The organism is Pseudomonas sp. CFBP 8771 (assembly GCF_014841695.1).
In the GTDB taxonomy this organism is placed as follows: Bacteria; Pseudomonadota; Gammaproteobacteria; order Pseudomonadales; family Pseudomonadaceae; genus Aquipseudomonas; species Aquipseudomonas baltica.
This window is the reverse complement of sequence record NZ_JACYUJ010000007.1, coordinates 110,158-120,132: the sequence shown is the minus strand read 5'-3', so window position 1 is coordinate 120,132 and position 9,975 is coordinate 110,158. Positions and strand designations below refer to the sequence as shown.

At 64.0% G+C, this 9,975-nt stretch carries 8 protein-coding genes; 5 read left to right on the top strand and 3 right to left on the bottom strand.

The features are described from left to right. Positions 1–12 precede the first annotated feature (12 nt). The 3 genes from IFT80_RS17185 to IFT80_RS17175 are packed head-to-tail and all read left to right on the top strand — an operon-like array spanning position 13 to position 4,942. Positions 13–1,500 carry a TolC family outer membrane protein gene (locus tag IFT80_RS17185; protein WP_192137941.1) on the top strand — a complete coding sequence of 496 codons (1,488 nt, stop codon included), beginning with the start codon at positions 13–15 and terminating at the stop codon, positions 1,498–1,500. Beyond that, on the top strand, positions 1,497–3,677 hold the full coding sequence (locus tag IFT80_RS17180) for a type I secretion system permease/ATPase (RefSeq protein WP_192137940.1): 2,181 nt from the start codon (positions 1,497–1,499) through the stop codon (positions 3,675–3,677). Before IFT80_RS17185 ends, IFT80_RS17180 begins: the two co-directional genes overlap by 4 nt. Positions 3,678–3,691: 14 nt before the next feature. After that, positions 3,692–4,942 carry an HlyD family type I secretion periplasmic adaptor subunit gene (locus tag IFT80_RS17175; RefSeq protein ID WP_122475966.1) on the top strand — a complete coding sequence of 417 codons (1,251 nt, stop codon included), beginning with the start codon at positions 3,692–3,694 and terminating at the stop codon, positions 4,940–4,942. Here IFT80_RS17175 and IFT80_RS17170 read toward each other — a convergent pair. Beyond that, positions 4,939–5,379 carry a winged helix-turn-helix domain-containing protein gene (locus tag IFT80_RS17170; protein WP_185794495.1) on the bottom strand — a complete coding sequence of 147 codons (441 nt, stop codon included), beginning with the start codon at positions 5,377–5,379 and terminating at the stop codon, positions 4,939–4,941. The genes IFT80_RS17175 and IFT80_RS17170 overlap by 4 nt on opposite strands. A gap of 108 nt (positions 5,380–5,487) precedes the next feature. Then, positions 5,488–6,213 (bottom strand): helix-turn-helix domain-containing protein, encoded by a 726-nt coding sequence (locus tag IFT80_RS17165; protein WP_192102311.1) that lies wholly within the window; start codon positions 6,211–6,213, stop codon positions 5,488–5,490. A gap of 309 nt (positions 6,214–6,522) precedes the next feature. On the opposite strand from IFT80_RS17165, the gene IFT80_RS17160 reads away from it, so the two are divergent. Both IFT80_RS17160 and IFT80_RS17155 read left to right on the top strand, forming a co-directional pair. Continuing rightward, positions 6,523–7,764 (top strand): glutamine synthetase family protein, encoded by a 1,242-nt coding sequence (locus tag IFT80_RS17160; RefSeq protein ID WP_192102548.1) that lies wholly within the window; start codon positions 6,523–6,525, stop codon positions 7,762–7,764. A 115-nt stretch (positions 7,765–7,879) separates the two neighbouring features. Next, positions 7,880–9,172: an MFS transporter gene (locus IFT80_RS17155; RefSeq protein WP_185794497.1), complete on the top strand. Its 1,293-nt coding sequence runs from the start codon at positions 7,880–7,882 to the stop codon at positions 9,170–9,172. Positions 9,173–9,208: 36 nt separating this feature from the next. On the opposite strand, the gene IFT80_RS17150 is transcribed toward IFT80_RS17155, so the two are convergent. After that, positions 9,209–9,955, bottom strand: coding sequence for a flagellar brake protein (locus IFT80_RS17150; RefSeq protein WP_192137939.1), 747 nt, complete (start codon positions 9,953–9,955; stop codon positions 9,209–9,211). Positions 9,956–9,975: the final 20 nt, after the last annotated feature.

Sequence of the window (9,975 nt, the reverse complement as noted above, 5' to 3'; positions counted from 1 at the left end):
AAGTGCACCTCTTTGGCGACACATATTTCAGTGGCCGTTCTGGCACTGGGCATCACACCGCTCTACAGCCTGCCGGCACATGCCGCAGACACCCTCGAACCCGGGCTCAAGGTCATCAGCCCGAGCCGCTTGGAAACCCGCCCCGAGCAGACCGCTCGGCCGCATCCACGCAATGTCGCCAGGCCTGCGATTGCGTCCGCGGCAACGGCGGCGGGGGCGAGGCTCGACGATTCCGATCTGGCCACGCCGGCCACCGGCACCCAGCTGGGCCTGGTCCAGGCCGTCCGCCTGGCCGTGGAGTGGCACCCGAGCATCGGTGAAGCGATCGGCACCCTGTACCAGCAGGGTGAAGGCATCAACGTGGCGCGTGCCGGCTACTATCCACGCATCACCGGCGGGCTGCGTGGTGGTCTCGACAGTTCCTACGGTGGCAATGGCACCAGCCAGGCGGTGAACATCTCGCTCAAGCAGATGCTCTACGACTTCGGCAAGGTCGACAGTGCGGTCGACGTCGCCAAGGCCCGCGTCGCCCGCAGTCAGGCGCAGGTACTGCTGAGCATCGATCAGGTGGCACGCGACACCTCCCAGGCCTACATCGAGGTGCAGCGCTATCAACGCCTGCTGCAGGTCGCTCGCGAGCAGATCAAGGGCATCGCCGGCATTGCCGAGCTGGCACGTCAGCGCAGCGACATGGGCGCCGCCACGCGTTCGGACGTGGTCCAGGCCAGGTCCCGAGAAGACGGCGCGCGTGCCACCCTGCTGCAGTATCAGGCGCTGTACAACCGCTGGCGAGCCAACCTGATCAACCTGGTCGGTCGCGCCGCGCCGTTCGACGTCAACGACGATTTTCCGCCGTCGCTGCTGGCCTCCTGCAACGCTGCAGAACCGGACATGAACGCCTTGCCCGGCATCCTGGTAGCCAACGCGCAACGGGTCGAGGCCCAGGCGGCCATTCGCCAGGCCCGCGCCGATGGGCTGCCGACGCTGTCGGTCGACCCCACGGTGAACCACTACCTGGACAGCAACTACAACAGCAACAATTCCAATATCGACCGTACCCAGGCAGGCATCTTCATCAACCTCGACGTGCCGTTCTACCAGGGCGGTGCCACCACCGCGCGTACCGCCGCAGCTACCTATGCCCTGACTGCCGCCGACTCGGCCGAAGATGCCGCCCGCCTGCAGGCGCGCCAGGGCTTGTTCGAAGCGCAGGCGCAAACTGCCAGCCTGGACCGCCGGCTCGGCTCGCTGCAGTCGCGCCAGGGCAGCATTTCCGAAGCCCGCGAGCTGTACGGCCAGCAATACCTGGAGTTGGGCACGCGGCCACTGCTCGACCTGCTCAACGCCGAGCAGGAGATCCACCAGTCGCGCTTCGACCTGGCCAATACCGAAGCTGATCTGCGCCGCCTGCAGGTGGACTGCCTGTACAGCACTGGCGCCCTGCGCAGTGCCTACCGGATCGATCAAAGCACCATCCAAGGCGTGGAGATACTGCCATGAACGATGCCGTGAACCTGCCCCTGGACGCGGAATCGGTACAACCCGCGCAAGCCTTCTCGCGCCAGGACTACCGGGTCTGGCTCGACGCGATCCTCGGTGTGGCGCGTCACTACCGCCTGGAGTGCTCGGCGGAAAACGTGCGTATCGCATCGCTGCGTGCCGACGATTCCAGCGTCGAGGACGTCCTGCGGCAGATGGCCCGGCAGGCCGGCCTGACGATCAAGTTCGCCCGCTACGACCCCACCACCCTGACCCAGTGGCGCACGCCGCTGGTGGTGCAGCTCAAGGACGGCCAGGTCGGCATCATCCAGGTGCTCGGCGATGACGAGCAGATCGGCATCGCCTATAGCGGCGACCAAGGGCTGCAGAGCAGCATCGACCGCCAGACCCTGCTCGACAACGCCCTGCGCACGGTGATCCTGCGTCCGGCCCGGCCGGTCAGCGACGTGCGCACCAACGACTATATCAAGCCCTACGACGAGCACTGGTTCCGCAAGATCGTGCTGCGCGACCTCAGGCCCTACGGGCACGTCATGCTGGCCTCGCTGGTGGCCAACATCCTCGGCCTGGGCGGAGTGCTGTTCTCCATGCAGGTTTACGACCGGGTGATCCCGGCCGAATCGCTGCCCACCCTGTACGTGCTGTTCGGCGGCGTGCTGCTGGCGATCACCTTCGACTTCATCATGCGCATCATGCGCATGAAGATCACCGACCTGCTCGGCAAGCGCGCCGACCTGCGCGTCAGCGACCTGGTCTTCGGCCACGCGATGCGCCTGCGCAACTCGGCGCGGCCCAAGTCCACCGGTTCGTTCATCTCGCAGCTGCGCGAACTCGAATCGCTGCGTGACCTGATCACCTCCAGCACTGCCACGGCACTGGCCGACCTGCCGTTCTTCCTGATCTTCCTGGTGGTGTTCTACCTGATCGGCGGGCCGCTGGTGCTGATTCCGCTGTGCGCGCTGGTGGCCATGGTGGTGCCGGGGCTGATGGCCCAGCGCAAGCTGGCGCGGCTGGCCAACGAATCCATGCGCGAGTCAGCATTGCGCAACGCCATGCTGGTAGAAACCGTGCAGGGCATGGACGACATCAAGAGCCTGCAGGCCGAGCAGCGCTTCCAGCAGCAATGGAACCACTACAACGCCGTGGCGGCCGACAGCAGCCTGCGCTTGCGCACTTTAACCAACGGCCTGGTGGCTTGGACGCAGAACGTGCAGAGCGCGGTGTTCGCCATCGTCATCGTGTTCGGCGCGCCCATGGTGATCGCCGGCGACCTCACCACCGGTAGCCTGGTGGCCGCCTCGATTCTGGCCTCGCGGATGATGGCGCCGGTCTCGCAGCTGACCCATGTGCTGACCCGCTGGCAGCAGGCCAAGGTTGCCCTCGAAGGCCTCAACCGCTTGATGCTGCTGCCGGTCGATCACCCCGAAGGCGCCCAGCGCGTGCACCTGCCGGTGATCGGCGGGCGCTACGAGCTCAAGCGCGCCAGCTTCAAGTACAGCGAGGAGGCACGTACCCCGGCACTGACCGTCAACGAGTTGAGCATCGCACCGGGCGAGCGCATCGCCGTGCTTGGCCGCAACGGTGCCGGCAAGTCGACCTTGCTCCAGGCCCTGGCCGGCGGCCTGGACCTGAGCGGCGGCAGCATCAGCCTCGACGGCGTTGCCCTGGGCCATATCGACCCGGCCGACGTGCGCCGTGACATCGGTCTGCTCACGCAGAACTCGCGGCTGTTCCACGGCAGCCTGCGCGAGAACCTGATCATGGGTGCCGGGCAGGCATCGGACCAGGAGATCATCGCTGCACTGGAAATCACCGGCGCGCTGGATTTCGTGCGCCAGTGCCCGACCGGCATGGATCACTTGATTCTCGAAGGCGGCCTCGGCCTGTCGGGTGGTCAGCGCCAATCGCTGCTGCTGTCGCGTCTGCTGATCCGCCAGCCGCACATCCTGCTGCTCGACGAGCCCACCGCGTCGCTGGACGAAACCACCGAACGCCGGCTGATCCAGAACCTGGCGACCTGGGGCCAGGGCCGCACGATCATCGTTGCCACCCATCGCACCAGCGTGCTGGCCCTGGTCGACCGGATCATCGTGGTCGACAACGGTCAGGTGGTGATCGACGACACCAAGGAAAACGCCATCGCCAGACTGTCGCGTCCCAAGGGCGCGGCTCAATGAAGGAGGGCAGGGCAATGGATACAGGCAAGTCTTTCAAGGTGCTGGGCTCCGGTGAATTCAAGCGCATCCCGCTGCTCAGCGAAGACGGTGCGCCGGGCCAGTCGTATTACCAGGACGGTGTCGACGACTCCACCGTGGTGCGCGCGACCCGCGTGGTGTGGGTCGCGGTGGCGATGCTGCTGGCGTTCTTCGTCTGGGCATTCTTCTTCGAGGTCGTGGAAGTCTCCACCGGCACCGGCAAAGTCATTCCCAGCTCGCGGGAACAGCTGATCCAGTCGCTCGAAGGTGGCATCGTGGCCGAGATGAACGTGACCGAAGGGGCGATCGTCGAACGCGGTCAGGTGCTGGCCCAGCTGGACCCGACCAAGACCGAATCCAACTTCGGCGAGAGCGCGGCGAAATACCGCGCGACCTTGGCCAGTGTCGCCCGCCTGCAGGCCGAAGTGGGGCTCAAGCCCCTGAAATTCCCGGCCGAGCTCGACGCCTATCCGGCTTTGCTCAAGGCCGAAACCGAGCTGTACAACGTTCGCCGTCGTGGCCTGGATGACTCGTTGGCCGGCATCAACGAATCCCTGCGGCTGGTGCGCAGCGAATTGCAGATCACCGAAAACCTGGCCAGAACCGGTGCTGCCAGCCGGGTGGAAGTACTGCGGCTGAATCGGCAGCGCTCTGAACTCGAGCTCAAGCTCACCGAAGCCCGTTCCGATTACATGGTGCGGGCTCGCGAAGAGCTGGCCAAGGCCAATGCCGATGTGGAAACCCTGACCGCCGTGCTCAAGGGCCGCTCCGATTCGGTGTCGCGCCTGACTCTGCGCTCGCCCGTGCGCGGCATCGTCAAGGACATCGAGGTCACCACCATCGGCGGCGTGGTGCCGCCCAATGGCCAATTGATGCAGATCGTGCCGCTGGACGAGCGCCTGCTGATCGAAGCGAGAATTTCTCCGCGCGACATTGCCTTCATTCATCCCGACCAGCAAGCCAAGGTAAAGATCACCGCCTATGACTATTCGATCTACGGCGGGCTCGACGGCCGGGTGGTGACCATCTCGCCCGATACCATCCAGGATGAAGTGAAACCCGAGGTGTTCTATTACCGAGTGTTCATCCGCACCGATTCCGACACGCTGGAGAACAAGGCCGGGAAGAAGTTTGCCATCGTCCCCGGCATGATCGCCACGGTCGACATCACCACAGGCCACAAGACAGTGCTGGATTATTTGATAAAGCCGCTGAACAGGGCCAAGGAAGCCCTGCGCGAACGCTAGGAAGAGCAGGGGGGCTCGGCAGCCTGGCCCCCCGGCGATTTCCAGCTTGGGCAATACGCCGAACGCACCACCTGGGCCAGGCAATAGCCGCGGTTGCGTACCGAGCGGATCAGGCGTTCGCCACCGCTGCATTGACCAAACTTGCTTTGCAGGCGGCTCAGGGACATTTCCAGACCGTTGTACTGACTGGGGTTCTTGCCCAGTCCGGCGATCAGCGCTTCCTTGCTGACCACCCGCTCGCTGCTGAAGGCGAGCAGGCTCAGCAGCGAGCACTCGGTGCGCGTCAAGGCCACGCTGATGCCATTCTGGGTCAGGGTTCGGTCGATGTCGTTGAACCACCAGCGGCCGTGTGCGAGCTGCGCATCATCCGCTGTTTGATGGGCCGTATAGAGCTGCGTATAGACGGAAGAATATTTGTTGCCAAGGTCCGTAGGCATGGGGTCGTTCCTTCAAAACGTGGTGCTGGATCCAATTTCTCTATCAATTCAAGGCTAGTACGCTTTGAAAAAATCGCCAATGGCCATCGGTCAGTCGAAAAACGCTTTTCAGCGAAAGGCGATGGGCGGGGGCGAGATGCAGCCGCGAATCAGGCGGTAGCCGGTGCCGCGTACGCTCTGGATGACATGGGTGCCGAAGGCTCGGCGAATGCTGCTGCGCAGGCGACTGACGAATTTCTCCACCACCCGCACGTCGTAGGTGCGCATATTAAGCCCCAGCAGTTGCGCCAGATCGTCGAAGCTCAGCTGGTGATGAGGGGCGTAGAGCAGCGCCAGGACCACCTGAACCTGCACAAAGGTCAGGTCCAGGCGTCGCGTCGCGTCTTCCAGGCACAGACGTACGGGATCCAGCACCGGTGGGGCCAGATTCCAGTAGTCGGGGTTCTGGAACAGCGCGAGATAGAATGCTTCGCGCTCCTGCTCCGGGCCCGGCAATCGCAGCACGTGGTCGGCCCCTGCGTGTTGGTAGGCTTGGCGAATGGCGGGGTCGGCGCCGGTCAGGGCGACCAGCACCGACGCCCAGCTGTTGCCTCGACGGATGTCGTCGACCCAGCGGACGCCCTGTTGTCGTTCGCCACGGGCAGGCTCGACGAGAATGGCCTTGTGCCGGCTCTTTTCGTAGTCGAATGTCGGCTGCAAGTCCGGCTGCAGGCCCTCGACGGGCAGGGAAAGGTGGTGAAGGCAGCGCTCGAGCGAGTCGCTCCGTGAGGTATCGCTGCAAAGCATGAGAAGACGCGGTTCAAGCGGGTAAAACAGTGCAGCCAAAACGTCCATGTGTATCATTCCTGCTGTTCGCCGAGCCGACGAACAAGGCGCAGCATCGAGCTGCTTGGATCCAAGTCACTACACTGTGTACTGGCGCTACGCTATCGGCAAGCGACTTGTTCGCAACGCTTCCCGCAGGTGGCTTGTCACCCGCCCGCTGCGTTGCGTATTTTGTGTACATCGCCGAGTACGGCATTGAGCGTCAAGGGCAGAGAAATGAGTAGCGAAGGACTGCGTACGGTCGCCGAGCGTTTGAGCGGTGTCGATGAAATCGAATGCGTCACACCTGATCTCAATGGCGTACCGCGAGGCAAGGTCATGACGGCAGAAGGGTTCCTGGAGGGTCGTCGTCTGCAACTGGCCAGCGGCGTGCTGCTGCAATGCATCATGGGCGGTTATCCGCCCAGCCGCTACTACGGCGCCGACGACGGCGACGTCGCACTGGTGGCCGACCTGACTCGGTTGCAGCGCCTGCCCTGGAGCGAGCCGCCCCGTGCCTGGGTGGTCTGCGATGCCGAGGAGTTGACCGGCGGGTCATCCCCGCTGTCGACCCGCGGTCTGCTCAAGACAGTGGTTGCACGCTATGCGCGCCTGGGCTTGGCCCCGGTGGTAGCGACCGAGCTGGAATTCTTCGTCTTCGCCGCCAATCCCGACCCGTTACTGCCGTTCCAGGCGCCGATCGGCCTGGATGGCCGACGCGAGGATGGCAGCAGTGCGTTCAGCGTAGGCTCCAACAACGGCTTGCGGCCGTTTTTCAGCGAGGTCTATCGCAGCATGGCAGCGCTGGGACTGCCGCGCGACACAGTGATGCACGAAATGGGCGTCAGCCAGTTCGAGATCAACCTGCTGCATGGTGATCCGCTGCTGCTCGCCGACCAGACTTTCCTGTTCAAGCACCTGCTCAAGGAAGTCGGGCTCAAGCATGGGTTGAGCGTGGTATGCATGGCCAAGCCGCTGGCACGGGTGGCTGGCAGTTCGATGCACATCCACCAGAGCGTGGTGGCACTGGACACTGGCCTGAACGTGTTCAACGATGCCCATGACCAGCCCACCGACACCTTCCGTCACTTCATCGGTGGGCAACAGGCGGCCATGGCCGATTTCACGGCGCTGCTGGCGCCCAACGTGAATTCCTACCAGCGCCTGTGTCAGCCCTATGCGTCGCCCAACAATGCCTGCTGGTCCCATGACAACCGCGCCGCCGGGTTGCGCATACCGGCCAGCGCTGCCTGCGCCCGCAGGGTCGAGAACCGTCTGCCCGGCGCCGATGCCAATCCCTACCTGGCCATCGCCGCCAGCCTCGCCGCCGGCCTGCACGGCATCGAGCACCGGCTCGAGCCCTCGCAGCCCATGCAGGGCGACCTTGCCGTGCCCGAAGAATTGTCGTTGCCATGTACCTTGCATGCGGCCCTGGAGCGTCTCAAGCGCAGCCCGTTGGCCAGGGAACTGTTCGGCAATGTGTTCATCGAAGGCTACATTGCGACCAAGACCCTGGAGCTGGCGAGTTTCTTCGACGAAATCACTCCTTGGGAACGCCGGGTGCTGGCGGCCCAGGCTTGATCCTGCAACAGCTTGTATGCAGGTGACGATTTTCCCCGCCGCGCTCAGCCGAGGTGGCGGAAAAGGGCGTTGCCTGTGAACCGATCGTTCCGACACCCTTTACCGCGGACCTGCAATGCGCCAAATCTGGAAAAACTTTCGAGCCCTGTACTTCGCCTCACTGATGATGCTGATCGGCTCTGGCTTGTTGAGTACCTACCTGGCCCTGCGCCTGTCGGCCGAGCAGGTCGACAGCCTGTGGGTGGGTGCGCTGATGGCCGCCAACTATTTCGGCCTGGCCCTGGGCGGCAAGATCGGCCACAGGTTGATCGCCCGTGTTGGCCATATCCGTGCCTATGCCACCTGCGCCGGTATCGTCGGCGCCGCCGTGCTGGGCCATGGCCTGGTGAACTACCTGCCAGCCTGGCTGTTCCTGCGGGTCATCGTCGGTCTGGGCATGATGTGCCAGTACATGGTGATCGAAAGCTGGCTCAACGAGCAGGCCGACAGCAAGCAGCGCGGAGCGGTGTTCAGCGGCTACATGATCGCTTCCTACCTGGGCCTGGTGCTGGGCCAGTTGATTCTGGTGGTGCATCCGCAACTGGGGCTGGAACTGCTCATGCTGGTCGCGCTGTGCTTCGCCCTGTGCCTGGTGCCGGTGGCTCTGACGCGGCGCATTCACCCGGCGCCCATGCACCCGGCACCGATGGAGCCACGCTTCTTCATCAGTCGTGTGCCGCAGTCACTGAGCACCGTGCTGGGCTCAGGCCTGATCGTCGGCTCGTTCTACGGTCTGGCGCCACTGTATGCCTCGGCACAGGGCTTGAGCACCGAGCAGGTCGGCTTGTTCATGGGTTCGTGCATTTTCGCCGGGTTGCTGGTGCAGTGGCCGTTGGGCTGGCTGTCGGACCGTTACGACCGTGCGCTGCTGATCCGCTGCGTGGCAGTCGGTATCGCCATTGCCGCGCTGCCGCTGGCGCTGATTCCGGCCGTGCCGTTGGAGGTGCTGTTCGCCGCCGGCTTTCTGGTGTCGCTGCTGCAGTTCTCGCTGTACCCGTTGGCCGTGGCGTTTTCCAACGACCATGTGGAGGCCGATCGGCGTGTTTCGCTGACCGCCATGCTGTTGGTGACCTACGGTGTGGGCGCCTGTATCGGCCCACTGGTGGCAGGGGTGCTGATGAAGCAGTTCGGCAGCCAGATGCTGTATGCCTTTTTCAGCTTTTTCGCCGTGGTGCTGGTATGGCGGATCAGGCCGAAGGCAGTGACCAACCTGCACGTCGTGGACGACGCACCGTTGCATCACGTGGCCATGCCGGCCGCCAACTCGCCGTTGGCCGCAGCGTTGGACCCGCGGGTGGATGAGCACATGGTGCAGGAACAGATGCAGAACACCGAACCTGCCGAAGAAGAGCCGGTCAAGGCTGGCTAGGGTGCCGCCGGGCCGCACTCGAGGCGCGGCCCGGGTTTAGAAATCGTCCCGGTCGAAGCGCTGTGCGTCGCGCTGCAACTGATGCACGAAGCGCTCGAGCTGCCGCTGCATCAGCCCCGGGATATTGTGGAAGCGCACGCCCACGAAAGTGGTGTCGATGCGCTCCTCGAAATGCAGATGGCGCAGCTCGACCGCCGTATTCATGGCGCCGAAGGGAAGGCCGGCGCTGAAGCGCTCGTAGATCTGCCCCAGCTGTAACCGCTCGGCGATGTCGCCCTCGAAGCGCAGCTTGCAGCCATGGGCCGAGATGTCCAGCAGCTTGCCCACCAGGGTGCTCTTCAGCCGACTGCCAGCGATTTCCACGTCGACCAGTTGCGACAACTTGAGTGCGGCACGAAAGGCATTGCGGCGCTGGTGGTAGACCACCTGGCCAGGCAGCGCGCCGACATAGCAGCGGCTGCCCTGCTTCTGGGTGATGGTCCAGTTGCCATGGCTTTCCCAGGCAACGCGTACGCCGTCATGAAAGCCTTCGACCTTGAACCCTTCACCTGCTTCCAGGTATTTCTCGCCTTCGCGGGGAATCATTTCATCAAGGACTATGCGCAGGTTGTCCCGGTCCACTTCCACCAGAAAGCTCTGGCAGCGCAGGGTGCGCTCGTGAAAAGTGATGATCAGGGGGTCGTGGCTTTCCTGGAGCATGCGCAGGTTGGCGGCGACTTCCAGGGGTGTGGCAAGCACCTTGGGCGGTTGCGGTGCGTCTTCCACGTTCGATGCGTTTGACACGTTCTGGTCTACTCCGGGGA